24 protein-coding genes and 1 tRNA gene are annotated in these 26,795 nt (G+C 38.3%); 16 read left to right on the top strand and 9 right to left on the bottom strand.

Annotated elements, in window-relative coordinates; all coding sequences use genetic code 11:
- Nucleotides 1-429 precede the first annotated feature (429 nt).
- From BMX11_RS08820 to BMX11_RS08805, 4 genes are all read right to left on the bottom strand, one after another.
- The gene (locus BMX11_RS08820) at nt 430-906 is read right to left on the bottom strand and encodes an acyl-CoA thioesterase (protein ID WP_090883576.1); all 477 of its coding nucleotides are present in this window, start codon (nt 904-906) and stop codon (nt 430-432) included.
- A 240-nt stretch (nt 907-1,146) separates the two neighbouring features.
- Nucleotides 1,147-3,288 carry a glycoside hydrolase family 97 protein gene (locus tag BMX11_RS08815; protein ID WP_245738617.1) on the bottom strand — a complete coding sequence of 714 codons (2,142 nt, stop codon included), beginning with the start codon at nt 3,286-3,288 and terminating at the stop codon, nt 1,147-1,149.
- A gap of 198 nt (nt 3,289-3,486) precedes the next feature.
- Nucleotides 3,487-4,737 carry a DUF2130 domain-containing protein gene (locus tag BMX11_RS08810; protein WP_090883572.1) on the bottom strand — a complete coding sequence of 417 codons (1,251 nt, stop codon included), beginning with the start codon at nt 4,735-4,737 and terminating at the stop codon, nt 3,487-3,489.
- A gap of 148 nt (nt 4,738-4,885) precedes the next feature.
- Nucleotides 4,886-5,266 carry an OsmC family protein gene (locus BMX11_RS08805; protein WP_090883570.1) on the bottom strand — a complete coding sequence of 127 codons (381 nt, stop codon included), beginning with the start codon at nt 5,264-5,266 and terminating at the stop codon, nt 4,886-4,888.
- Nucleotides 5,267-5,382: 116 nt separating this feature from the next.
- Between BMX11_RS08805 and BMX11_RS08800 the strand changes: the two genes are divergently transcribed.
- Nucleotides 5,383-5,748 (top strand): YtxH domain-containing protein, encoded by a 366-nt coding sequence (locus BMX11_RS08800; RefSeq protein WP_090883569.1) that lies wholly within the window; start codon nt 5,383-5,385, stop codon nt 5,746-5,748.
- A 33-nt stretch (nt 5,749-5,781) separates the two neighbouring features.
- Nucleotides 5,782-6,525, top strand: a complete 744-nt coding sequence (locus BMX11_RS08795) for a YdcF family protein (RefSeq protein WP_090883567.1) — start codon at nt 5,782-5,784, stop codon at nt 6,523-6,525.
- Between the two features lie 549 nt (nt 6,526-7,074).
- Here BMX11_RS08795 and obgE read toward each other — a convergent pair.
- The 5 genes from obgE to BMX11_RS08770 all read right to left on the bottom strand — a co-directional run bounded on the left by obgE (nt 7,075) and on the right by BMX11_RS08770 (nt 10,698).
- Nucleotides 7,075-8,070 carry a GTPase ObgE gene (gene obgE / locus BMX11_RS08790; protein WP_090883565.1) on the bottom strand — a complete coding sequence of 332 codons (996 nt, stop codon included), beginning with the start codon at nt 8,068-8,070 and terminating at the stop codon, nt 7,075-7,077.
- A gap of 71 nt (nt 8,071-8,141) precedes the next feature.
- Complete coding sequence (locus BMX11_RS08785; RefSeq protein WP_090883563.1) at nt 8,142-8,711, bottom strand: adenylate kinase; 570 nt, start codon at nt 8,709-8,711, stop codon at nt 8,142-8,144.
- Nucleotides 8,712-8,783: 72 nt separating this feature from the next.
- Nucleotides 8,784-8,857 (bottom strand) — tRNA-Arg (locus BMX11_RS08780).
- A gap of 80 nt (nt 8,858-8,937) precedes the next feature.
- A complete protein-coding gene (locus BMX11_RS08775; protein ID WP_090883561.1) occupies nt 8,938-9,420 on the bottom strand; it encodes a redoxin domain-containing protein in 483 nt (160 codons plus the stop codon).
- Between the two features lie 369 nt (nt 9,421-9,789).
- Nucleotides 9,790-10,698: an SDR family oxidoreductase gene (locus BMX11_RS08770; protein ID WP_090883559.1), complete on the bottom strand. Its 909-nt coding sequence runs from the start codon at nt 10,696-10,698 to the stop codon at nt 9,790-9,792.
- A 547-nt stretch (nt 10,699-11,245) separates the two neighbouring features.
- On the opposite strand from BMX11_RS08770, the gene atpD reads away from it, so the two are divergent.
- From atpD to BMX11_RS08695, 14 genes are all read left to right on the top strand, one after another.
- Complete coding sequence (gene atpD / locus BMX11_RS08765) at nt 11,246-12,748, top strand: F0F1 ATP synthase subunit beta (protein WP_090883557.1); 1,503 nt, start codon at nt 11,246-11,248, stop codon at nt 12,746-12,748.
- Between the two features lie 78 nt (nt 12,749-12,826).
- Entirely contained in the window at nt 12,827-13,069 is a 243-nt protein-coding gene (atpC, locus tag BMX11_RS08760) for an ATP synthase F1 subunit epsilon (RefSeq protein ID WP_090883555.1), read from the top strand.
- 119 nt (nt 13,070-13,188) lie between these two features.
- Nucleotides 13,189-13,908 (top strand): hypothetical protein, encoded by a 720-nt coding sequence (locus BMX11_RS08755; RefSeq protein WP_090883553.1) that lies wholly within the window; start codon nt 13,189-13,191, stop codon nt 13,906-13,908.
- Nucleotides 13,909-14,426: 518 nt separating this feature from the next.
- On the top strand, nt 14,427-15,317 hold the full coding sequence (locus tag BMX11_RS08750) for an aminotransferase class IV (RefSeq protein ID WP_090883551.1): 891 nt from the start codon (nt 14,427-14,429) through the stop codon (nt 15,315-15,317).
- Nucleotides 15,318-15,560: 243 nt separating this feature from the next.
- Complete coding sequence (gene ilvD, locus BMX11_RS08740; RefSeq protein WP_090883546.1) at nt 15,561-17,243, top strand: dihydroxy-acid dehydratase; 1,683 nt, start codon at nt 15,561-15,563, stop codon at nt 17,241-17,243.
- A 46-nt stretch (nt 17,244-17,289) separates the two neighbouring features.
- Nucleotides 17,290-17,880, top strand: a complete 591-nt coding sequence (locus BMX11_RS08735) for an ORF6N domain-containing protein (RefSeq protein ID WP_090883544.1) — start codon at nt 17,290-17,292, stop codon at nt 17,878-17,880.
- Nucleotides 17,881-17,901: 21 nt separating this feature from the next.
- Nucleotides 17,902-19,653 carry a biosynthetic-type acetolactate synthase large subunit gene (ilvB, locus tag BMX11_RS08730; protein ID WP_090883542.1) on the top strand — a complete coding sequence of 584 codons (1,752 nt, stop codon included), beginning with the start codon at nt 17,902-17,904 and terminating at the stop codon, nt 19,651-19,653.
- Between the two features lie 65 nt (nt 19,654-19,718).
- The gene (gene ilvN / locus BMX11_RS08725) at nt 19,719-20,357 is read left to right on the top strand and encodes an acetolactate synthase small subunit (protein ID WP_090883540.1); all 639 of its coding nucleotides are present in this window, start codon (nt 19,719-19,721) and stop codon (nt 20,355-20,357) included.
- A gap of 193 nt (nt 20,358-20,550) precedes the next feature.
- Nucleotides 20,551-22,032 carry a ketol-acid reductoisomerase gene (gene ilvC / locus BMX11_RS08720; RefSeq protein ID WP_090883538.1) on the top strand — a complete coding sequence of 494 codons (1,482 nt, stop codon included), beginning with the start codon at nt 20,551-20,553 and terminating at the stop codon, nt 22,030-22,032.
- A gap of 60 nt (nt 22,033-22,092) precedes the next feature.
- Nucleotides 22,093-23,499, top strand: coding sequence for a 3-isopropylmalate dehydratase large subunit (gene leuC / locus BMX11_RS08715; protein ID WP_090883535.1), 1,407 nt, complete (start codon nt 22,093-22,095; stop codon nt 23,497-23,499).
- Nucleotides 23,500-23,527: 28 nt separating this feature from the next.
- A complete protein-coding gene (locus BMX11_RS08710) occupies nt 23,528-23,821 on the top strand; it encodes an antibiotic biosynthesis monooxygenase family protein (RefSeq protein WP_090883534.1) in 294 nt (97 codons plus the stop codon).
- A gap of 91 nt (nt 23,822-23,912) precedes the next feature.
- Nucleotides 23,913-24,671 (top strand): class I SAM-dependent methyltransferase, encoded by a 759-nt coding sequence (locus BMX11_RS08705; RefSeq protein WP_090883532.1) that lies wholly within the window; start codon nt 23,913-23,915, stop codon nt 24,669-24,671.
- 37 nt (nt 24,672-24,708) lie between these two features.
- Nucleotides 24,709-25,299: a 3-isopropylmalate dehydratase small subunit gene (leuD, locus tag BMX11_RS08700; protein ID WP_090883530.1), complete on the top strand. Its 591-nt coding sequence runs from the start codon at nt 24,709-24,711 to the stop codon at nt 25,297-25,299.
- 32 nt (nt 25,300-25,331) lie between these two features.
- Nucleotides 25,332-26,795, top strand: coding sequence for an ATP-binding cassette domain-containing protein (locus BMX11_RS08695; RefSeq protein ID WP_090883528.1), 1,464 nt, complete (start codon nt 25,332-25,334; stop codon nt 26,793-26,795).

Below are 26,795 nucleotides of genomic sequence, written 5' to 3'. Positions count from 1 at the left end.
ACTTGTCCAGATTTTAAACGACGCCTTATTTTCGATCTGCGTAAATCTGTGTAATCAGCGGGAGTTAACAGGTGTTGATATTAACTTTACTCTCCCGCAGATTTAAGGAGATTTTAACTAGGGATGGCCGTAGTGAGATGCCAAAAACGCTATTAACTTTAGGAGAAAAGTAAAGTGCATTGTCATCCTGAGCATGTCGAAGGACAATCCATTTTAGTTTTCAACTTATTAAAAGGTCTTCGGCAACCTGTCCAGATTTTAAACGATACCTTATTTTAAATCTGCGTAAATCTGTGTAATCAGCGAGAGTTGCCAGGTGTTGATATGACTATCACATTAAGCTTCCCGGCTCTGCGGGAATAACGAGATTGGAAAACAAACCTTGGTGTTTGTGGTATATCAAACTCATCCACTCCCACTAACATTCATTTAAACAATATACGGTTCCATTTCCTTATCAATATTTTTGCGTAGGTCCATCAGCTTGATTGCGTAACTGTGCATGGCAACTTCCTTTTCGCTTTTCGGTACAAAAGCAGGGATAGGTTTTGGTTGTCCATCATCATAAACTGCCACAAAAACAATAATACAGTGTGTATTCTTCACAAAATCTGCCCGACCAATCGGCTTTGAATAAGCATCAACAGCAATATGCATACTGGTTTTACCGGTATAAATAATTCTGGCATCCATCTTTACTAAGTGCCCAATATGAACCGGGTGAAAGAAACGGATTCCTCCGACATAAACCGTTACACAGTAAGATTGACTCCACTGCAATGCACAGGCATAGGCAGCTTGGTCAATCCATTTCATCATTGTACCTCCATGAACTTTACCACCATAATTGATATCAGATGGCTCACTCAAGAACTGAAGTTCGATGTGGTTTTTATTTCGCGACATACTAATTTGCTTTTTCGTTAAGATTACTTTGATTGGTTAGTGTTTTTAGGCTCAAAAAAAATATCCAAACCACAAAACCATCGCAATTTATAAATAACTATTATAATTTTTCATTAAAAAAATAGCCAAAACATAATTTTTTATCAATAAAAAACTACAATCACTTCAAAAAAAACAAACAAATACCCATTTAAATACTAAAAATATAATAACAGCAAGCTTAAAAACAACAAACCAACTCTATTTAGCCATCACACTTATAGCATAACCACCTCCGGGTGCGCAATATTGAGAAATCTTAGTCTTACTGGTTACTTCTATCTTGCGAATTGCATAAGCCTTGGGATTAGTTTCATAATGCGCTCCTTTTCCGTCGGCATAAATTGTAGCCAGATATTTCTTTCCTTTATCTAAAAAGCTGAAATCAATTTTGGACATTCTGCCATTTTCATCACAAGTACTACCAATAAACCAATCATTTTTACCTTTTGCTTTACGGGCGTAAGTAATATAATCGCCCGGCTCTGCCTCCAGAACCTTGGTATCATCCCAATCTATTGCAACATCTTTAATAAATTGAAAAGCATCCATATACTTATTATAGGTTTCTGGTAAATCTGCAGCCATTTGAAGCGGGCTATACATGGTAACATATAGCGCCAATTGACGGGCTAGCGTACTGTGTACAAACGAAGTGTTTTCAGGATTATAGGCGCTTACTTTAGTTTCGAAAATACCAGGTGTATAATCCATAGGTCCCCCAATTAAGCGTGTAAAAGGCAAAATAGTGGTATGATCTGCATTATTACCACCGAAAGCCTCATATTCGGTCCCCCTGGCAGCTTCGTTACCAATTAAGTTCGGATAAGTACGGGCTAAACCCGTTGGCCTTACAGCCTCATGCGCATTAACCATAATCTTATACTCAGCGGCTTTCTCCACTGCATACTGATAATGATTAATCAGCCATTGTCCGTAGTGGTGCTCACCTCGGGGGATCATATTACCTACATAGCCACTCTTCACAGCATCATAACCATTAGCCTTCATAAATTTATAAGCCGTATCAATATGTCTTTCATAGTTACGAACAGAAGAAGAGGTTTCGTGATGCATAATCATTTTAATGCCCTTGCTGGCCGCATAGCGATGCAATTCCTGCACATCAAAATCCGGATAAGGCGTAACGAAATCAAACACATAGTCTTTCGTTTTACCAAACCAATCTTCCCAGCCTTCATTCCAGCCTTCAACCAATACGGCATCCAAACCGTTTTTAGCAGCAAAATCGATGTATTCTTTTACATGTGCTGTATTTGCTGCATGTTTCCCGTTAGGCTTTGTTTTGCTATAATCGGTTACCCCCAGCTGAACGCTGGTTAAATCATTATAAGCCCAGGTACTTTTCCCAGTAATCATTTCCCACCAAACCCCAACATATTTGGTTGGCTTAATCCAGGAAACATCTTTAAATTTAGTTGGCTCATTTAAATTGTATGTAAGCTTTGATGTTAAAATATCACCTGCTTTATCACTTACAATAATGGTTCTCCACGGAGATTGGCAAGGCGCTTGCATATACCCCTTATCCCCTATTGCATCTGGTGTTAACCACGATTCGAGTACCATGTTTTTATCATCCAGATTTAGCGACATACAAGAGTAATTAATTAAGGCGGCCTCATGAATGTTAATATATAAACCATCCTTGCTCTTCATCATTAATGGTGTTTGCAGCCCTGTTGGTGAGAAAGTAGTTTGCGATGCATTAGGCGTAACAGCATCCTTCATTTTCGCCCTAACCTCCGATAGATTAGAGGTGACGGTACTATATTCCTGCGTATCGTAATCGCCAGGTAGCCAAAATGCTTTATGATCACCTGCCAGTGCAAACTGGCTACGTTCTTCCTTAATCACAAAATAATCTAATTTCTTTTGCTCCGGAAATTCATATCTAAAGCCTAAACCATCATTATACAACCTGAAACGCAGGATGATGTACCGATCAGTTGCCTGCTGCGTTAAGGTTACAGCCAATTCGTTATAATGGTTAACGATTTCTTTTACTTCACCCCACACAGGTTTCCAGGTTTCATTAAATGTACTCGTTTTGGTATCGGTAATGGTAAAGCCATCAAGCAATGAAGTGCCTGTTTTTAACGCCAGCCCCAATTTGCTGGGCCTAATTACTGCCTTGCCTTTATAGGTTAAACTATACGTAGGCACACCACCCGTTTTAAGTGCAAATTTTGCAACCAATTTGGCATCTGGCGACTTCAATTCCTGACCGGAAACGTTCCCGGAAAATAAAATGAAGCAAATTATTGCCAAAAACTTAGAAAGTTGTTGAACGGTGTTGTCGATATTCCTGTTCCTATTCACTTTTTTATGTATTAAGTTTATACTGCTGGTTAATACTTCCATCAACCAGCTTTTCTTTTATTAATATACTATATTTTTCTGTAGGTTAGCAACCACTATATGGTTTCTAAGAGATTTTAAAAGCTGAAATGGATTCAGCAAGGAGCTTATGAGAAGTTGCTCTGCCCAGAATCAATGTGTTCTTACTTTCAATCCGGTTTATTCCAACAGCAATGCATCATCATCTTCAGTTAAACTGAGATGAATGGTATCACTTCCTGCAATGCCTTCAATTGAACCTCTGATATGCGTTGCATTTAACAATACCTTTTCCAGTTGTTTTTCACGGGCTTTCCACAGGCGTTCCATGGCATCACGTTCACGCTGAATAGAAAGTTTCATGCTCATAAAACCTTCTCTAATGGCCTTCCATTGTTCAGAAAACTCCGCTCCGGTTAAATAATCATAAAGCATGTGCATTTTATCCCCCCTGTTTTCCTGCGATTTCATTGCGCTGGACAACCTTAAAATACCATCCCTTAAAACATAAGCTACGGCATTAACTTCCTCGAAAGAGCAGATCCAAACGCCATCTCTTTGCCCGAAACAATCCATTCCTTTAGGGTAACATTGGCTAACAATTACCGCAACATCTACACCCATGCTTCGCATGTCTTTTTTCAGCTTCTCAATCCAGTCGCCACCAAAATCCTTTGTACGTTTACTTTCATAAATGATTTTGCCGCATTCCTGTCCGAATTGATTGCGAACAACTTGTACACAATCTGCCCCCCTCACACCCTTTCCTACTTCTTCAATTAAATCGAAAGGGAAGTTACTGCGTAAGAGTTCTTCTAAAATCAATTCCTGAACCTCTCCCTGGAGTTGCATACTCCCCTGCTCCGCCTTCCGCTTCATTTCTTCAGCAAGCTTTTTCTGATCGTCCAGTTGTTTTTCCAATTCCTTCAGGCGCAGCTGATGCTCCGTGTCCTTAATACTATTTTTCTCTGCTTCCTGCTTACGAATTTGTTCTACCAGTTCATTTCGCTGTTCCTGCATCTTGCGCTGAAAGGCAAGTTCCATCTCCTCTTCCTTTACTTTTAAGCTCTGCTCTCTGCGTAAAAACTCCAGTTCCTTTTCTCGGGCCAGTTTAAGCTTCTCTTCATTTTCTTTAGCGTTTCCTTCCAGCATCTGTAGCTTATTTTCAAAATCTGAAGCGATACTTTTTCGTAAGTTTCCTTCTAAATCTTCCTTAAGCTTGTTTTTTTCTTCTACTAACCGCGCATCAAATGCCTTTTGTTGCAACTGCTTTTCAGCATCCAACGTAGCAAGTTTCCGTTGAAACTCTTCATCCTTTTGCTTTGTAAAGGACAACATCTTTTCTCTAAGCTCTTTTTTGTAATCTTCGGCCATAGCTTCTTCCATCGGAAAAACATGGGCACAGTTGGGGCATTTTATTTCAGTAGGCATTGGATAAATAGTTATTTGATCATACCGGCTTTGATACCGCAAGCAGATCTATATATAGTACAAAGATATTAAAGCTTTCAGCCAAAATACAGGGGATTAAAAAGTCGTTTTTCAACATTACACTCAAATCCTATTTTATAGGAAGCCACTACAATACTTTTGACCTTATTTCATTACCTGCAGCTAATATTTTACTTACGGGGCACTTTTGCGCGATATCTTCCAGCCTGTCTTTTTGCTCGCGCGTTAGTTGTCCGGTACAGATAATCTCTTCCAGAAACAGCAGCTGATTATTTTCTGTCCCCACACTTACCTCTACCTCAATTTTATCTATGTCCCACTCCTTCCTGTCGGCATACATTCTAAGCGTTATTGCAACGCAGGATGCCAGCGATGCCATTAATAATCCCTTTGGGGCAAAGCCCTTATGCGTACCTCCTAATTCGAGAGGCTCATCAACCACCAGTTCATGAGATCCATTGGTAACAGAGCAGGCGTAGTGCTCTCTATTTATTGTTGCTTTAACCATGTTTGATAAAAAAAAATAAAAATTAAACTTAACAAATATTACACGCTATAACGATTCGATTTAAATTTTACGAAACTTTATCTAATAGGGATTGTTAGTTTTAGAAATGCATAACCATGAAATACAGAAAGTTAATCGGAAATTTTTTAACGCAAAAATCGAACAGCAATGCTCAGGTAGCCATTGCTTTAGTTGCAGGTTTAGCTGCAGGTGCTGTAATTAGTATTCTATTTGCCCCCGATAGCGGAGCAGGCACAAGAGGCAAAATTGCCAGTGGTGCCAGAAATCTGAGATATGGTTTTCAAGATAAATATAACCTCCTTAAAGAAAAAGTATTTGGTGTTGAAGCTATCGAGGAAGACATTGTTACTCATGAAGTACCTCATTTTAAACATAAAACAACTAAAAAGCGTAAATCTGATGTAAAAGACATCTTGGAACACGCTTATGAAAACGGACAGGTTCAGGAAGGGCAAGGCTAAGCAAGCGTGCAAACAATTTCTTAGCTTTACAGCATGTTTTTTATTCTGTCTAAGATTTTGCTTTTCTTAATTAAACCTATCATCTGGATACTAGCACTGCTAATTGCAGCATTAATAGCTAAAAAGCAAATTACCAGAAAAAAACTGCTCTTATCAGCGCTAGTATTGTTCCTTTTATTTTCCAATGGATTTATTTTTGGCAAAGTGGCATACTGGTATGAACCGGAGTATCCATCAGCCAGGCATTACGATGTTGGAATTCTGTTAGGCGGATTTTCATCACACAATAAGCGCAATAACAGCATTGAATTTGAAAGTTCGGGCGATAGACTTTTCCAAACCATCAAGCTCTATAAAACAGGTCGGATTGAGAAAATTCTCATTAGTAGTGGTAGTGGAAACTTAATTGATAAAAGTGTTAAAGAAGCTGATTTAGCAGTAAAATACCTGAAGCAAATTGGTATACCAGATACTGCAATTATTATTGAAAATCAAAGCAGAAATACGTTAGAAAACGCTCAATATAGTTTAAAACTGATTGATCAATATAAATCGAAAGCTCAAATATTGGTGATCACCAGCGCCTGGCATATTCCAAGAACCCAATTAATTTTTAATCGCTTTTCAAAAAGTCATTTAGATTATTACCCCACAGATTTTGAGGGTAAAACAGCATTCGATCTGGACGATTTCATAATCCCAAGTGCAGCTGCGCTATCCGGATGGGAAAAGATAATTAAAGAATGGGTTGGATTAGGGGTGGATAGGTTTAGATAAACTACTATTGCTTAATTGTTTAACTGTTTAATTGCTTAACTGGAAGAATAGCGATAAACTGGTGAGTTGTTTAATCGCTGAGATGGTGAGCAGGTGTGGTGCCAACTGTAAACTGTCTAACTGTTTAATTGCTTAATTGCTTAACTGAAGGAACAACGATAGACTGCTGAGCTGGTGTCAACTGTTAACCGAAAACTGCCAACTGTTTAATTGCTTAACTGGATAAACTGGTGAGTTGTTTAGTCGATGAGATGGTGAGCAGGTGTCGTGCCAACTGTAAACTGTCTAACTGTTTAATTGCTTAATTGCTTAACTGAAGGAACAACGATAGACTGCTGAACTGTTATCAACTGTTAACTGAAAACTGCCAACTGTAAACTGTTTAACTGGATAAACTGGTGAGTTGTTTAGTCGTTGAGATGGTGAGCAGGTGTGGTGCTAACTGTAAACTGTCTAACTGTTTAATTGCTTAATTGAAGGAACAACGGTAGACTGCTGAACTGGTGTCAACTGTTAACCGAAACTGCCAACTGAAAACTGCCAACTGAACTACCCCTCTATAGCTTTCCAAAGCATATCTTTCAATTCTGTCAGGCCTTTTTCAGCAACAGAGGAGATAAATATTGCAGGAATATTAGGTAGGTCATGCTTCATTTCAGCCATTAATTCCTCATCAAGCATATCTGATTTAGTAACTGCTAACACATGTGGTTTTTGCATCAACTCCGGGTTATAAGAGAGTAGCTCCTTCTTTAGAATTTCATACTCTTCCTTAATGCTTCTGCTGGTATCTGCAGGTACCATGAAAAGTAAAACCGAATTACGTTCAATGTGACGCAGGAAGCGGTAACCTAAACCTTTACCTTTTGATGCGCCTTCAATAATACCTGGGATATCGGCCATAATAAAGGATTTTCCACCTCTATAACTTACAATACCAAGGTTGGGTACAATAGTAGTAAAAGGGTAATCGGCAATCTCTGGTTTTGCTGCAGAAAGAACAGAAAGCAACGTTGATTTACCTGCATTAGGGAAACCTACCAGGCCAACATCAGCTAAAACTTTGAGTTCTAAAACATTCCATACTTCTTGCCCCGCTTCTCCCGGCTGTGAGAAACGTGGAGTTTGCTGGGTTGGCGTTTTAAAATGAGCATTACCTAAACCTCCACGACCTCCGGATGTTAAAATTTTGGTTTCACCATCTTTAGTAATCTCAAAAAGGACTTCACCCGTTTCTGCATTTTTAGCAATGGTACCCAAAGGTACTTCTAAAATTTCATCCTTACCCTGTCTACCCGATTTGTGCGAGCTACTTCCCGGCTGACCATCCTCGGCAATGATATGCTTTCTATATTTTAAGTGTAATAATGTCCAGATATGCGTACTTCCCTTAACAATGATATGGCCACCACGGCCACCATCACCACCATCAGGACCACCCATAGATGTTAAAACATCGCGATGTAAATGTGAAGAGCCTGCGCCTCCCTTACCAGAGCGGCAGCATATTTTTACATAATCAACGAAATTTGAACCTTGTGACATATTATTTCTCCTTAAATAAAAAATGGCGGAAAAAATAAATCCTTCCCGCCATTAAAAAAAACTCTTATAACTTAGTATTGATCAATAACAGCGCAAAGATCATTAAATACTGTTTCTATTTCACCTATTCCGTTTACTTTATTCAACTTTCCTTGTGCCTCATAATAAGGTAATACGTGGATGGTTTTATCGAAGTATTCTGAAATACGTTTTTTCAATTTCTCTGCGTCATCATCTGGCCTGCCACTAACTTTATGGCGCTCAGCGATACGTTTGGTTAATTCTTCCTGGTTTACATCCAGTGCGATAACACCAGCGATGTTACTACCTTTACGTTCCAAAAATAAATCAAGCTCTTCTGCTTGTGGTACTGTGCGAGGGAATCCGTCAAATACAAATCCTTTTGCTTCAGGATTTTTATCTACTTCTTCTTCTAACATCGCAATTGTAATCGCATCTGGTACCAATTCACCATCAGCTAACAACTGACTCACTTTCTGCCCTAATTCAGTTTGATTTTTAACATGTGCCCTAAAAAGGTCGCCTGTTGAAACGTGTACCAACTGATATTTTGCTATCAGCTTTTCAGATTGGGTGCCTTTACCCGCCCCTGGAGGGCCAAAGAGAACTAAATTAAGCATTAACGTGGTTTAGGTTATCTTTAAAATTAAAAAGCCTTGTCGCCATGGGGCAACAAGGCTTCTTCCAAATTGTGCACTCGTAGGGATTCGAACCCCAAACCTTCTCATCCGTAGTGAGATGCTCTATCCAATTGAGCTACGAATGCATTTCCGTTCGCTAACGGACTGCAAAAGTATGAACTCAATCTTAAATTCCAAATTTTATTTTAAAAAAACTTTAAAATTCTTAGCCCACTTGCACATCCGATGCTTTCAAAACGTCGTTAATCGCCTTAAAATCAGGAAGCTCTTTAGCATCTTCCAAAATTTCCGCATAAACAATTTTTCCTGCCTCGTCTATCACAAAAGCTGCCCTTTTTGAAATTCCTTTTAAACCAAACACAAATTCATCATAAAAAGCGCCATAACTTTTTGACACTTCTTTATTAAAATCAGATAACAAAGGAAACTGATAGCTCTGTGCTTCCTTAAATTTAGCCAAAGAAAAAGGAGAATCTACAGAAATACCAATCACCTGCGCATTGATCCCTTCATAATAACTAAAATTATCCCTCATGGTGCAAAGTTGTTCGGTACAAGTACCTGTAAATGCCAAAGGGAAAAAATGAATAATCACCTTCTTCCCTTTAAAGCCTGCAAGGGAAATCTCCGTTAACTCGGAACTGTATAATTTAAAATCTGGTGCGATGTCGCCTACTTTTAATGCCATTTTTTATTTGTTTAACTGTTTAATTGATGAATTGTTTAATTGAAAACTGCCAACTGTAAATTGCCAACTGATTGCTTAATTGTTGAACTGTTTAATTGTTTAACTGAACACTGCCAACTGTAAACTGCCAACTGACTGCTTAATTGTTGACCTGTGTAACTGTTTAACTGAAAATTGCCAACTGAAAACTGCCAACCGATCGCTTAATTGTTGAACTGTGTAATTGTTTAACTGAAAATTGCCAACTGAACACTGCCAACTGATTGCTTAATTGTTGAACTGCTTAATTGCTTAATTGAAAACTGCCAACTGAATTCTATAACTGATTAATTGCTTAATTGTTTGGAGAATCGACCGCTGACTAAAAACTTAATCCCGAAGACTGATCTGTTGAGCAACTATCTCCAGCCCTGCCTCAAAACTGTGTGGTTGGTAATTCAAATCTCTAATAGCTTTATCCAATACAAAACCCGTTTTTACAGGGCGTTTAGCCGTTTGGTTCAAACTAGCTGAACTAATTTCCGTAATGATCGATTTATCCAACGACCAATAATCGGCAACTTTTCTCACCAGGTCTGCAATGCTCATGTAATCTTTGCCAGAAATATGATAGATCCCCTGAGCTTCTTTTTCTACAGCGAGTAAACAGGCTTCGGCCAAATCTTCTGCAAGTGTCGGCATCCGCCACTGATCATTAACTACTTTTATTGGATAAGCCTTTTCTAAAGCACTTTTTGCCCAAAGCACAATATTACTGCGACTCATATCGTTGGTAATTCCATACACTAAAATAGTACGCAAAACAGCCCAGTTCGTGTTTGACGATTTTAACAACTCTTCTGCCGCAACTTTTGTTTCGCCATAGTAACTTACCGGACTAACGGCATCATCCTCTTTATACGGACCATTTAATCCGTCAAATACAAAATCAGTACTTAAATGCACCAAATGAATATCCTTTTCCTCACAAAGGGAAATTAAGGTTTGCAGAGCTTCAACGTTAAGCTGGTGCGCCAATGCTTTTTGCGCCTCGCAAGTGTCTACATTGGTCATGGCGGCAGTATGAATAATCGCATCCGGCTGATACCTTTCAAGAACCACCTTCACTTGAGCAGGATTTAAAATATCCATTTCCGCATACTCGTATCCTTTCTTTATTGGATAACGATTCTGGCCTTTTGAGGTCGCAATTAGACTTACCCTCCCTTCTGCCAATACTTTCTCGGTTATTTTTTGTCCTAAAAGACCGTTACTCCCTGTTACTAATATAGTTTTCATTTTTACTTCAAAAAGTTGTATATCAACATTATACCTACTATATTCGTTTCGAATCATCCGTATTATAAGTTGAAACTAATAATCAATTATAAATATGGAACAAAAAAATCTAAAAAAACAGCTATTATTTTTCCTCACAAATTAGAAAACCAGGTAAACACTTGCACTATGCTTTCTAAAGTTTATCTATCCAATGCTAATTAGGCTAAGTGTCATCAAAAAACAAACAAAACAGTGAAGTACTGAGTAAGATTTTTAGTTGAACCCATGCAAGATAATTTTCAAGAATTAGTCTTAACGATTAGCACTTCTATCGATTAGGATTATAATTTAATATGTATATGTCCTTTAAACCGCCCTATTACGACCTGACAACCAGATGTTTTCAATGTCTGTTTTGTTCAAAATCTACAGTTATAAACACTGTTGAAAAAATCTATATAATATATTTAAAATTAATTTATAAAAGCTTAACTTTGCCAACCGAATTGGAGCCCTAACAAACTGCTTTAATTCATTGACTGTAATAATTTTACTCACAACAGATATGCCTAACTTAGGAAAAATAGCACAAATTATCGGCCCAGTGGTTGACGTTAGCTTTGCTGATGATGCCCATCTACCTAAAATTTTTGATGCATTAGAGATCAAAAAAGAAAACGGACAAAAAATTGTTTTAGAAGTTCAACAGCACTTAGGTGAAGACCGTGTACGTGCTATTGCGATGGACTCAACAGACGGTTTAGTACGTGGAATGCAAGTAGTTGATACAGGTTCTGCGATTAAAATGCCAATCGGCGATCAAATTAAAGGTCGTTTATTTAACGTAGTTGGTGAAGCCATTGATGGTATCAACGCGGTAGATAATACTAATGGTAACCCGATCCACGCCACTCCTCCTAAGTTTGAAGATCTTTCTACCGAAACTGAAGTACTTTTCACAGGTATCAAAGTAATCGATTTATTAGAGCCTTATGCAAAAGGTGGTAAAATCGGTTTGTTCGGTGGTGCTGGTGTAGGTAAAACAGTATTAATTATGGAGTTGGTAAACAACATCGCTAAAGCTTATGCTGGTTTATCAGTGTTTGCTGGTGTAGGTGAGCGTACTCGTGAGGGTAACGACTTACTTCGTGAGTTTATCGAGTCAGGCGTAATCAACTATGGTGATGATTTCTTACACTCAATGGAAAAAGGTGGATGGGATTTGAACGCTGTTGATACTGAAAAATTAAAAGAAAGTAAAGCAACATTGGTATTCGGTCAAATGAACGAGCCTCCTGGTGCACGTGCTCGTGTAGCATTATCAGGTTTAACTGTTGCTGAATATTTCCGTGATGGTGATGGAGAAGGCGCTGGAAAAGATATTCTTTTCTTCGTTGATAACATCTTCCGTTTCACTCAGGCAGGTTCTGAGGTATCAGCTTTATTAGGTCGTATGCCTTCTGCGGTAGGTTACCAACCAACATTAGCTACAGAGATGGGTTTAATGCAAGAGCGTATTACTTCAACTAAACGTGGTTCAATTACTTCAGTACAAGCTGTATACGTACCTGCAGATGATTTAACTGACCCGGCTCCGGCAACAACTTTCGCCCACTTAGATGCTACAACAGTACTTTCCCGTAAAATTGCTGAGTTAGGTATTTACCCTGCGGTAGATCCATTAGATTCTACTTCACGTATCCTTTCGCCTGCAGTATTAGGTGATGAGCATTATAACACCGCTCAACGCGTGAAAGAAACTTTACAACGCTATAAAGAATTACAAGATATTATCGCGATTTTAGGTATGGATGAGTTATCTGAAGAAGATAAATTAGTTGTATCAAGAGCGCGTCGTGTTCAACGTTTCTTATCTCAACCTTTCCACGTAGCTGAACAATTTACAGGTTTAGCAGGTGTATTGGTAGATATTAAAGATACCATCAAAGGATTTAACATGATCATGGATGGTGAAGTTGATGAGTATCCTGAAGCTGCATTTAACTTAGTTGGTAGCATCGAAGACGCTATTGAAAAAGGTAAAAAATTATTAGCAGAAGCGAACTAGCAGACCTGAGACACTAGATGTGAGACGTGAGAGGACTTTGTCTTATATCTCATGTCTCACATCTCAAATCTATTCAAAATGAATTTAGAAATATTAACTCCAGATAAAAAAGTTTACGAAGGTGAAGTAACTGCGGTTACGGTGCCTGGGACTTTAGGTTCTTTTCAGATTTTAAAAGACCACGCTCCTATTATCTCTACTTTAGAAGATGGGGAAGTTATTATCAAAGGCAAAGCCGACGAGGAACGCTTTTTTATTAAAGGAGGAGTTGTAGAAGCTATCCACAATAAAATTGTTGTTTTAGCTGAAGGTATAGCTTAAAAATACATCAACACACATTTGCAAATCCCTTTCGGTTCATTCCGAAAGGGATTTTTTATTTTCAGGTTACACAACCCAAATACCCATTTAATCGTATCTTATTAAAAGATACTGTAGTTATGGGTATTTATAAATTAGCTGCAACAACAATCGTCATAATAAGCACTCTCTTTTGGAGCAAAATAGTTACTGCCAAAGAGTATGTATCAATAGAAATCTATAACAAATCCAATCCAAATGGAAAACATAATGGAATGGATGGGAATTGGCTAAAAGCCGATCGGGAGCAGAATAATGAAATCTGGAATCAAGCCAACCGTTTCAACATTAAAAAACAAGATGGTTATCTTCAATATCAAGATTTGGAAGAACGTTGTTCTTTTTATAAATGGTTTCAGCAGCAAACAGATTCATTAGGTTTCGAAACCAGATGGGCCAGCGCAGCAAGATCAACAACTAAAAAATTAAAACATCTGCTTAACCCCATGGCTTTAGTCTGTGGAAATTCTAACCGCCAAATCCAGAATTTTGTAACACAGGGTAACGCTATAATATTTGATGATATCTGGAAGGACTTAAAATCATTAATCGAAAACCAACCTGTAAAAGGGAAAGCAGCAGAAATATGGGATGGCAAATTACTATTAAAGGAACAAAACCTAATAGAACCTTATTATCAAAAGCTTAGTCGGAAATCCATCAGAAAATTAGAAAGATCATTAAAAAAAGAAAATGCAATTGCCAGGCTTTTTCCAGGATATGAATTTGAAGGAAGTTTACTAAGCGTTTCAGATAGATGGCTTTACGGGATGAAACTGATGAAATATCACCTGCTGTAAAAGCATTTTCTAAAACCAAAATATCACAGCTATTTTAATGGTAAAAACGTAAGTTTTTTACACGATAAATCCATTTTAGGCAGAAAATATCAAAAAATACAATGCAAGCATAATATCTATACCGTATACCGATTTGATATTCGGTCTACAGTCATCGGTATTAAATCACTAATTCAACAAGCAAACAAAACAATATTCCGATTTAAACGAAAACAAAGAAACTAAATTCTGTTATTCTTTTTTTTCATTTTTCCTTGCATAATTCTGAACCAAAAACTAAATTGGTTTTTATAAACAATAAGAAAAAAATGACGATTCAAAATAACAATACTTTAACAAATCTTACTGCGCTAGCAGCTGGAAATGTAGTGTTGTTTCCTGTCATTTTGGTAAACCTCTTACTCTTGAACCTTTTAGGTAATAAGCGGGCGCAGTTTAAATAGATTAAAAAACTAAAAAATACTAAAGCGTCCCGACACAAACGGGGCGCTTTTTTTGAATAACAAAACACGTGTAAAATGAACTACTATAATTCAAACACGATTATTTACCTTGATGGAAAGTTCGATAAAGCTATAAACAGCAGTACCGACCTTTATGGCCAATCATTGCATTATGGTTACGCTGCCTTCGAAGGTATAAGAGCTTATAAAACCCATAATGGTAATCGGATTTTTAAAGCCGCTGCGCACTTCCACCGCCTGGAACGTTCATGCCAACTGGCTAACATTCCTTTTCCATGGGATAAACAAGAGTTAATTGCAGCAACCTATAAGTTACTTCAATTAAATAAATTGAAGGATGCTTATATCCGCCCATTAGTTTTTTGCCACCCCAACATGAAATTAAATGAGCCTTCGGGGGTTTCCATTTTAATTTGCGCATGGGAATGGGAAGCCTATTCTGGCAGTAAGCTTTTGAATTTGGGTATTTCAAAATATGAGCGCCCGAATCCTAAGTCTGTACCTATGGAAGCTAAACTAAGTGGCAGCTATGTAAACTCCATCTTGGCAACTACGGCAGCAAAAGCGCTTGGTTTCGATGAAGCTTTACTTTTAGATATGAATGGATTTGTTGCAGAAGCATCAGGAGCCAATATTTTTATAGAGAAAGACGGGAAATTATTTACCCCAAAAACTGGCAATATCTTGCCGGGCATCACGAGAACCACCGTGAAAGAGCTATGCCATGTTTTAGATATCGAGTGCATAGAAAAAGAGATTACTGTGGCAGAACTGAAAAATGCCGATAGCGCATTTTTATGTGGAACGGCTACAGAAATTGCAGGCGTTGCCGCTATAGACGATGTTGTCTTTCGCCCCCTTTGGAGAGAGTCTATCGGATACACGATACAACGGGCCTATAAAAATCTGGTACTCGAAAAGGTAAATTACGAGGTGATTATCTAAATGCCTCATTTTTTAAATTAGTTCTTTGCATTTATTAATTAGTTAGTATGTTTGTGTTCAATCAAGAGCATGAATTTTAACACAAACATTATTAGCAACATTATTATTGTCATTTTCCAGCAGGAAGGTGGATACAGTTGCGTATAATACAAAATATACAAAACCGAAACCGCCTCCAAAAGAGGCGGTTTTTTTTTGCCTCAAGATTAAATTAACAAAACAACCAGAAACATACATTTTACAATGAGCGAATTAAACAAGTACAGTAAAACATTTACACAAGATCCTACACAACCTGCCGCACAGGCTATGCTTTACGGAATTGGCTTAACTGATGCCGATATGGAAAAAGCACAGGTCGGTATTGCGAGCATGGGTTACGATGGTAACACCTGCAACATGCACTTAAACGACTTGGCACAAGTGGTCAAAAAAGGAGTCTGGAATAATGATTTAGTGGGCTTGACTTTTAATACCATTGGTGTAAGTGATGGTATGAGCAACGGTACAGATGGTATGCGTTATTCGCTAGTGAGCCGTGATGTAATTGCCGATAGTATTGAAACCATTTGTGGTGGTCAGTATTATGATGGCGTGATTGCCATTCCGGGCTGCGACAAAAACATGCCGGGAGCGATTATGGCAATGGCCCGTTTGGATCGTCCTTCAATTATGGTTTATGGTGGTACAATTGCACCTGGTCATTATAAAGGAGAAGAGCTAAACATTGTTTCAGCTTTTGAGGCCTTAGGACAAAAAATCTGTGGCAATCTTTCTGATGAAGATTACAAAGGGATCATTAAGCATACTTGTCCTGGCGCTGGTGCCTGTGGTGGTATGTACACCGCAAATACAATGGCATCTGCTATCGAGGCTTTAGGTATGAGTTTACCCTACTCTTCTTCTAACCCTGCGGTAAGTGAAGAGAAACAAAAGGAATGCCTAGATGCAGGAAAATATATCAGAATCCTGTTAGAAAAAGACATAAAGCCTAGCGATATCATGACCAGAAAAGCATTTGAGAATGCAATTCGTTCTATTATCATTCTAGGTGGAAGTACTAATGCAGTGTTGCACTTTATTGCAATGGGTAAAGCAATTGGCGTTGAAATTACACAAGATGATTTCCAACGCATGAGCGATGAGACTCCTGTTCTTGCAGATTTCAAACCAAGCGGAAAATACTTAATGCAGGATTTACATAAGTATGGTGGTATCCCGGCGGTATTAAAATATTTATTAAACGAAGGCCTCCTACACGGTGATTGTTTAACGGTAACGGGTAAAACTTTAGCAGAGAATTTAGCAGATGTAAAATCTGTGATGGACTACGACCAAAAAATTATCCAGAAATTAAGCGAGCCAATTAAAGTAACTGGTCACTTACAGATTCTGTACGGAAATTTGGCTGAAAAAGGATCAGTAGCGAAAATCAGTGGTAAAGAAGGTGAAAAATTTGAAGGCCCGGCACGTGTATTTGATGGCGAGCATGATTTAATCGCAGGTCTTTCCAGTGGGAGAGTTAAGCCGGGCGACGTTATTGTAATTAAAAATGCAGGTCCTGTAGGCGCTCCAGGTATGCCGGAAATGTTAAAGCCAACTTCAGCAATCATTGGTGCGGGTTTAGGAAAATCAGTGGCTTTAATTACTGATGGTCGTTTTTCTGGCGGAACACATGGTTTCGTAGTAGGCCATATCACTCCCGAATCTTACAAAGGTGGATTAATTGGCCTGGTTGAAGATAATGATCCCATTTTAATTGATGCGGTAAATAATATCATCAGCCTACAGGTAAGTGACGAAATTATTGCACAGCGAAGAGAAAAATATGTACAACCTGCACTCAAAGTAAGTAAAGGTGTGCTGTATAAATATGCTAAAACAGTTTCGGATGCGGCAAGTGGCTGTGTCACTGACGAATATTAAATAAAAGTCATCCCTAGACTATAAATTAATATTTAAAAAATACAAGATGCAAATTATAAGAAGCATTGAAAGTAGAATTTATACAATTAGGGATGAAAGGGTAATGCTGGATTTCGATCTGGCATCGCTTTATGAAGTTGAAACAAAAGTATTAAATCAGGCGGTGAAGCGCAATTCCACACGTTTCCCAGATGACTTTATGTTTCAGTTAACCGCTGCAGAGTTTGAAAACATCAAATCTCAGGTAGATGCAATTAATCAAGGGGCCTCATCACCAATCGTGATAAAAAGCCACCCCAACTTGAAGTCACAATTTGTGACTTCAAGTTGGGGTGGAACCCGAAAATTACCTTATGCGTTTACCGAGCAAGGGGTAGCCATGCTAAGTGGTGTTTTAAAGAGTGAAAAGGCAATTAATATGAATATTGCCATTATGCGAGCCTTTGTTGATGTTCGGAAGATTTTGTTAAAACAGAACAACATAAACGAACAACTAACTGAGATTAAAGAACGAATTGGCGAACATGATATTCAACTTAATGAACTTTATGATGCAATGGAAAATTTAATAGACGAGAAAATTGCTCAATTGAAGTGGAACGATAGACAGAGAATTGGGTTTAAAATTAAAGAATAATAGAACCGCAAATACATAACTATGGAAACTGCACAAGAAACAATACAACAAAACGAGGCCAAAACAGATACCTCAAAAACCTTATTCAAAGGAACAGGCTCACAGGTTTTGTTGAATGGATTAATCGAAGAAGGTGTAACCACCATTTTTGGTTATCCTGGTGGAGCAATCATGCCTATTTATGATGCTCTTTACGATTATGCCGATAAATTAGAACATATTTTAGTGCGCCACGAACAAGGTGGTATCCACGCTGCACAAGGCTTTGCAAGAGCCAGTGGAGAAGTGGGTGTGGTTTTTGCAACCAGTGGCCCAGGAGCAACTAACCTGGTAACTGGCTTGGCAGATGCACAAATTGATAGTACTCCTTTGGTTTGTATTACAGGTCAGGTTTTCGCCCATTTATTGGGTACTGATGCTTTTCAGGAAACAGATGTAATTAACATCACAACCCCGGTAACCAAATGGAACTACCAGGTTACAGATGCAAAAGAAATCCCTGAAGTATTGGCTAAAGCTTTCTATATCGCCAAAAGCGGTAGACCAGGACCTGTACTAATTGACATTACCAAAAATGCGCAGTTACAGGTAGAAGAGTTTCCTGCATATGTAAAATGTAACCATATCCGTAGCTACAGACCGAAACCAAAAGTAAGAATGCAATTTATTGAGGAAGCTGCTGCTTTAATCAATGCTGCGCAAAAACCTTTTATTTTATTTGGTCAAGGTGTTATTTTAGGTAAAGCGGAGGCAGAATTTAAAGCCTTTATTGAAAAAACTGGAATTCCGGCTGCATGGACTATTATGGGTGAGGGTGCTATACCAACCAGTCATCCATTAAATGTGGGTATGTTAGGGATGCACGGTAACTACGGTCCTAACGTTTTAACCAATGAAGCTGATGTAATTATTGCCATCGGAATGCGTTTTGATGACCGTGTTACTGGTCGCTTAGATAAATATGCGAAACAGGCAAAAATTGTTCACTTAGATATTGATCCTGCGGAGATAGATAAAAACGTTAAAGCAGAAGTAGGTGTTTGGGGCGATTGTAAAGAAACACTTCCCCTCTTAACCAATTTAGTGGAAGAGAAAAAACACGAAGAATGGTTGGCTAAATTCAGAGCCTATAACCAGGAAGAAATTGATCAAGTCATTACGCCTGAACTTTACCCAACAAGTGATGAAATGACGATGGGTGAAGTACTTCGTGTAATTAACGAAATTACTGGTGGTGATGCTGTAATTGTTACCGATGTTGGTCAACACCAAATGGTTGCTTGCCGGTATGCTAAATTTAACAACACCCGCAGTAACATTACTTCTGGGGGTTTAGGTACCATGGGTTTTGGTTTACCAGCTGCAATTGGTGCTAAATACGGTGCTCCAGATAAAACAGTAATTGCAATTATTGGTGATGGTGGCTTCCAAATGACGCCACAGGAATTAGGAACAATTATGCAGTTTGGTGCTGCCGTGAAGATTTTGATCTTGAACAACCGTTTCTTAGGCATGGTTCGTCAATGGCAACAGCTATTTCATGATAAACGTTATTCGTTTGTAAACATTACCAGTCCTGATTTTGTAGCCTTAGCTAAATCTTACTATATCGAGGCTAATAAAGTAGATGAAAGAGCCAATCTAAGAAATGCTTTAGAAACCATGATCAACCATGATGGGGCTTATTTACTAGAAGTAATGGTAGGAAGAGAAAACAACGTTTTCCCTATGGTTCCTCAAGGAATGAGCGTAAGTGAAATCAGATTAAAGTAAGCAGCAAAAGCTGAAAGGTCAAAGCAGAAGGCTAAAAAGCCAACAAGATTAATAAAACTGGAACAATGAGTACTCAAGATACATTAAAACATAAATTAGATCACACAGACGCCGATGGTAAACAGGAGTATACCATTACCGTTTATGCTGAAAACCGCATTGGTTTATTAAATAGAATTGCGATTATTTTCTCCAAGAGGAAAATCAATATTGAAAGCTTAAACACCTCCCCGTCTGAAATCGACGGCATCCACCGTTTCAACATTGTGATTACAGAAGGTTACGAAGTGGTGAGGAAATTAGCCCGTCAGATTGAAAAGCAAATTGAAGTGTTAAAGGTATATTTTAACACCAATGATGAGATTATCTGGCAAGAACTGGCACTTTATAAAGTATCTACAGATGAAATTGCCGAAAAAGTAACGGTAGAGCGTTTGTTGAGACAATATGGAGCAAGTGCAGTGGTTATCCGTAAAGATTATACCGTTTTTGCAGTAACAGGCCACAGAGAAGAAACTGATGCTTTAGTAAAGGCTTTAGAACCTTACGAATTGATTGAATTTGTTCGCTCGGCAAGGGTTGCCATTATTAAAGATAGTGCAGGTTTCCACGAAAAGCTTAAAGAATTTGAAGCCATTGAACCAGGAGAAGAACTGATTGAAAATGAGTTCTTAGATAAAGGCGAGAAAATTTTTACGATGTAACTTAAAAAGTTAACGATTACAGGTTTTGAAAAACAGACCTGCCTAAAGTAAACCCGATAGCAGGGGATGCCAATTTTTCATTGGCAGGAACGAATAGCGGGGCTGGAAGAACAGAAAAGCACAGGAAATTGCTTTTCAATAATAGATAATATATAACTGATAATAAAAACTAGAAAATTAACCAATAAAAACAATGGCAAATTATTTTAACACATTACCACTTAGAGAACAACTAGACCAATTAGGCGTTTGCGATTTCATGGACATTACAGAATTTGTTGATGGTGTAAGTGCTTTAAAAGGCAAGAAACTGGTAATTGTAGGTTGTGGTGCGCAAGGATTAAATCAAGGTTTAAATTTAAGAGATAGTGGTTTAGATGTATCTTACACTTTACGTAAAGAGGCAATTGAAGGTAAAAGAGACTCGTGGAAAAATGCTACGGATAATAACTTCAAAGTGGGCACTTACGAAGAGTTAATTCCAACTGCTGATGTAGTAATTAACCTTACTCCTGATAAACAACACACCTCTGTGGTAAATGCAGTTATGCCTTTAATGAAACAAGGTTCTACATTACTTTATTCTCACGGTTTTAACATCGTTGAAGAAGGGATGCAAATCCGTAAAGACATTACTGTAATTATGGTTGCGCCTAAATGCCCGGGTAGTGAGGTTCGTGCAGAATACGTACGCGGATTTGGTGTTCCAACACTTATTGCTGTTCACCCGGTTAACGATCCTGAAGGAAAAGGTTTAGAGCAAGCGAAAGCTTACTGTGTGGGTACTGGCGGTCATAGAGCTGGTGTTTTAAAATCATCTTTCGTTGCTGAGGTTAAATCTGATTTGATGGGCGAGCAAACTATTCTTTGCGGTTTATTGCAAACAGGTTCTATTCTATCTTTTGATAAAATGGTAGAAAAAGGTATCGATGCTGGCTATGCTTCTAAATTGGTTCAATATGGTGTTGAGGTAATTACAGAAGCTTTAAAACATGGTGGCGTATCGGGCATGTTAGATAGATTGAGTAACCCTGCAAAAATCAAGGCTTTTGAAATTTCTGAAGAATTGAAAAAAATTATGCGTCCATTGTTCCAAAAACATCAAGACGATATCATGAGTGGTGAATTTAGCCGCATTATGATGGAAGATTGGGCTAATGGCGATAAAAACTTATTGGCTTGGAGAGCAGAAACAGGCGAAACTGCTTTCGAGAAAACTCCAGCTGGTGATGTTAAAATTGGTGAGCAAGAGTATTTCGACAACTATCTCTTAATGGTAGCTTTTGTTAGAGCGGGTGTTGAATTGGCTTTCGAAACCATGGTTGAAGCTGGTATTAAACCAGAGTCTGCATACTATGAGTCGCTACACGAAACACCACTTATTGCAAACACTATTGCACGTAAGAAATTGTTCGAGATGAACCGTGTAATTTCTGATACCGCAGAATACGGTTGTTATTTATTTGATCAAGCTTGTAAACCTTTATTAGCTGATTTTATGAAAACAGTAGATACTGATTTAGTGGGTAAAAACTTCAATGAAGGAAAAGATGGTTCGGTAGATAACAGAGAATTAATTGCTGTTAATGAAGCGCTACGTACACATCCTGTAGAAATTGTAGGTCAAAAATTGCGTAAAGCGATGACTGCAATGAAAACCATTAAAACAGCTTAATAAAAAATAAAACCTCGCAGGTTCTGCCTGCGGGGTTTATACTAACTAAACATAAAAAAGATGTCAAAAACATTAGTAGAAAAAATTTGGGATGCGCATGTGGTGAAGAGTGAAGAAGGATTTCCTGATATTTTATACATCGACACCCATTTAATTCATGAGGTTACATCGCCACAGGCATTTGATGGACTTCGCAAACGTGGCCTTCCGGTGTTTCGTCCGAAACAAACGGTAGCTACAGCAGACCATAACGTACCTACACTTAATCAGTTATTACCAATTAAGGAGGAGCTTTCACGTTATCAGGTTGATATGTTAACTAAAAACTGTGCCGAATTCGGTGTTGAACTGTACGGATTAGGTCACCCATTTCAAGGTATCGTTCACGTAATCGGACCTGAATTGGGGATTACACTACCAGGAAAAACAATGGTATGTGGAGATAGTCATACTTCTACGCATGGTGCCTTTGGCGCTATTGCATTTGGTATTGGAACTTCTCAGGTAGAGCAGGTATTTGCTACGCAATGTTTGTTGCAGCAAAAGCCAAAAACCATGAAAATTGAAGTAAACGGAACACTTGGAAAAGGAGTTACGGCAAAAGATATTATTCTTTATATCATCGCCAAAATTTCAGCAGCTGGTGGTACAGGTTATTTCATCGAGTATGCAGGTTCGGCAATCGAATCTTTAAGCATGGAAGCTCGTATGACCATCTGTAACATGAGTATTGAAATGGGTGCGAGAGGAGGCTTAATTGCACCTGATCAAATTACGTTCGATTACATTAAAGGAAGAGAATTTGCACCAAAAGGTGAAGAGTGGGATAAATCTCTAGCTTATTGGAAAACATTATATAGTGATGCTGATGCGAAATTTGATAGCGTTTTAACTTTCGATGCGGCAGATATTAGCCCAATGATTACTTATGGAACCAACCCTGGTATGGGTATGGGTATCCAGGAACATATCCCGGCAACTAAGGCACAACCCGAAACGGAACAATTGTCTTATCAAAAAGCCTTAGATTATATGGGCTTTGAAGATGATGCTTCTTTAATTGGAAAGCCAGTAGATTATGTTTTTATTGGTAGTTGCACCAATTCTCGTATAGAAGATTTGCGTGAAGTAGCAGAGTTTGTTAAAGATAAGCATAAGGCAGAAAATGTAACGGTATGGATTGTACCAGGATCAAAGCAAGTAGAGCAACAAGCTAAAAATGAAGGTTTAGATAAAATTTTCGAAAATGCTGGTTTTCAGCTTCGTGAGCCAGGTTGCAGTGCATGTTTAGGGATGAACGAGGATAAAATTCCAGCAGGAAAATATTGCGTTTCAACTTCTAATAGAAACTTTGAAGGTAGACAAGGTCCTAATGCCAGAACCTTACTGGTGAGCCCATTAACAGCAGCTGCAGCAGCAGTTACGGGTAAAATTACTGATGTTAGGGATTTGCTGGCGGAAGCTTAGCTTTTCGCTACAACAGCCAGAATGAAATATGATTTTAGAAGTAGCCACTTTAAATATTAAAAAAGGCTTATCAGCTGATTTTGAATTGGCTTTTGAAAAAGCTCAGAAAATCATTTCAGCTATGGCTGGCTATTGTAATCACCAGTTACAGAAATGCCTGGAAGAAGAAGATAAATATATTTTACTGGTGAATTGGGAAACGCTGGAAGCACATACTCAAGGATTCAGGGGCTCTGCTGAGTATCAGGATTGGAAAAAACTATTACATCATTTTTACGATCCTTTTCCAACAGTGGAGCATTATATAATGATTAACACTTAAAAACTATAATTCTAGAAACGCGATTGAAATAGTTAAATAGAAAATTTTTAGATGCCTCAGGTTTCTAAAGCTTAAAGTAAACAATAAAGTTATGCCAGAAATATTTTGGGACAATAAAGTGTACGACACTAAACATCGTTTTGTATCAGATTACGGAGCAGATGTTTTACAATGGTTAGCGCCTCAAAAAAGTGAAAACATTTTAGATGTGGGTTGTGGAACGGGAGATTTGGCAAATCAAATTGCAGAGTCGGGTGCTCAGGTTTTTGGAGTAGATGCATCGGCAGAGATGATTGATGCAGCAAAACAAAAATATCCGCTTTTAAAATTTGAGCAACAAAATGCTACAGAATTGGCTTTTGATCAGGAGTTTGATGCCGTTTTCAGTAATGCAACCTTCCATTGGATTGAAAATCAAAGAGATTTACTGGAAGGCGTATACAAAAGCTTAAAGCCCGGAGGAAGACTGGTTGCAGAATTTGGCGGAAAAGATAATATCAAATCTATAACAGATGCCATTTCTGCCGCAGCCAAAAGCATTGGTGTTCAGCACAGAGTAATCTCTAATTTTTGGTTCTTTCCATCAGTAAGTCATTATGCAGTATTGCTGGAGGCAGCCCGATTTGAAGTTGAGCAAATATGGTTATTCGATCGTCCAACCGTACTTAAAGGTGAAAATGGCATGTACGAGTGGATCAATCAGTTTGCGCAGCATGCATTTAAAAACTTAAGTACTGAAGAAGCCGAACAAGTGAAAAAACAGACTGTAGAAATCTTAAAACCAAACTATTTCAAAAACGGCGACTGGGTTGCAGATTATAGAAGATTAAGAGTTAAAGCTGTTAAATAAGCTAATGGCAGAACGCTAGAAGCTAAAGTACAAGAACATGAAAAAATTTGAAAAATTAACCTCATCGGTTGTTCCATTGCCGATAGAGAATATAGATACCGATCAGATTATCCCTGCAAGGTTTTTAAAGGCAACCACACGCGATGGTTTCGGGGAAAATTTATTCCGCGATTGGCGTTATGATAGCGATAACCAGCCAAAGGCAGATTTCGTACTCAACAACCCTACCTACACAGGAAAAGTATTGGTAGCAGGAAAAAACTTCGGTTGCGGCAGTAGTCGTGAACATGCTGCATGGGCCATTCAGGATGCAGGTTTTGATACGGTAATTAGCAGCTTTTTTGCTGATATCTTTAAAGGAAATGCATTAAACAACGGTTTACTACCTATCCAGGTGAGTGACGAGTTTTTAGCTCAAATCTTTAAAGCTGTAGAACAAGATGCGAATTCGGCATTAGAAGTTGATTTAGAGCAACAAACAGTAACTATTGTAGCTACTGGAGCACAAACTGCCTTTGAGATCAATCCTTACAAAAAATCTTGCTTAATAAATGGTTACGATGACATTGACTTTATCTTAAACCAGAAAAATTTAATCGAGGATTTTGAAGCAAGTAAAGCTTTATAAAAATTAAATAGCATACCACAGTTAACCTTAAAATGAAAGAAATTTTCGTCGATATCAATCAACTAAATTTACACTACCGCCAAAAGGCGGTTTTGCAGGATTTAGACTGGACCATTCGGCGCGGTGATAACTGGCTTTTGGGAGGAACTAGTGGAACTGGAAAAACTTCTTTAGCCAAGGCTATTGCCGGGCAAGAGAAATACCAGGGCGATATTAAAATCAATTTTGATCAGGAAAGCGCTTTACCTGCTCAGACTCTTTTCGTTTCCAGCTGGTATCAGTTTAAAAACCTGGAGGGTGATGCTAACTTTTACTATCAGCAACGCTATAATCATAAACAGGCTAAAGATACCCTAACCGTTCAGGCAGAACTTTTAAAATACGGCCAGGAACAAAGTCTTGATACAAACGAGGTTGAAAGGCTCTTGATTGCTTTAAACTTTACCACATTTAAAGATTCTCAACTGATTGAGCTATCCAGTGGCGAGCATAAGAAACTACAATTGATTAAAGCCCTTTGGTTGAAGCCTCAGTTATTGATTATTGATCAGCCCTACACCGGGCTCGACGTAGCGTCCAGACGAAATCTTAATGATTTGCTGGATGAGATCAGTAACCAGGGAGTAAATCTGATTTTAATTAGTAATGATGATGAATTACCGGTAAACATTAATCGCTTTGCTATTATAGAAAATGGGCAAATACACGAAAGGAGCTCATTTGAAAGTACATCGGTTGTACACCACAAAATTTTAGGGGTTTTACCCGCATTTTTAACAGAACGCCCGGTTTACAATACGGATGAGATTATCCGTATGAAAAACGTCAATATCCGTTACGCAGAAAAAGAAGTTTTAAAAAATGTTAACTGGGAAGTAAGGGCTGGGGAAAAATGGTTACTTCAGGGACACAACGGCTCTGGAAAGTCAACTTTATTGAGCTTAATTAACGGAGATCATCCACAGGCTTATGCCAACGATATACATCTTTTTGGCCACAAACGTGGTTCGGGAGAAAGTATTTGGGACATAAAAAAAAGAATTGGATTAATCTCTCCAGAGTTCCACTGGTACTTTGACAGTACGGCCACTGTTTGGGAAAGTATTGCTTCAGGATTTTATGATTCTGTTGGACTTTTTCAGCAAATACCCTACTCTAAAAAAGTACAACTTGATGAATTGATAGAGTATTTCGATTTAAAACAACATAAAAACGAATTGCTTAAGGCCCTGCCCTTAGGCAAACAACGCCTGGCTTTACTGGCAAGAACGATCATCAAAAACCCACAGTTGTTGATTTTGGATGAACCTTGCCAGGGATTAGACCAGCAACAAACACAACACTTTAACCAATTGGTGAACGAACTGAGTAATAATGGAATGACGATGATATACGTTGGCCATTTTGAGACGCAGCTCCCAACCTGCATAGAGAAAAGAATTTTATTAGAAAACGGCGAAGTAAAAGTCGTCGAAACTATACTAGAAAGCGTTTAG

Origin of the sequence: Pedobacter rhizosphaerae (genome assembly GCF_900111155.1) — a bacterium.
Lineage (GTDB): Bacteria > Bacteroidota > Bacteroidia > Sphingobacteriales > Sphingobacteriaceae > Pedobacter > Pedobacter rhizosphaerae.
Note: the sequence above shows the minus strand (reverse complement) of the source record. Positions and strands in the feature narration are given on the sequence as shown.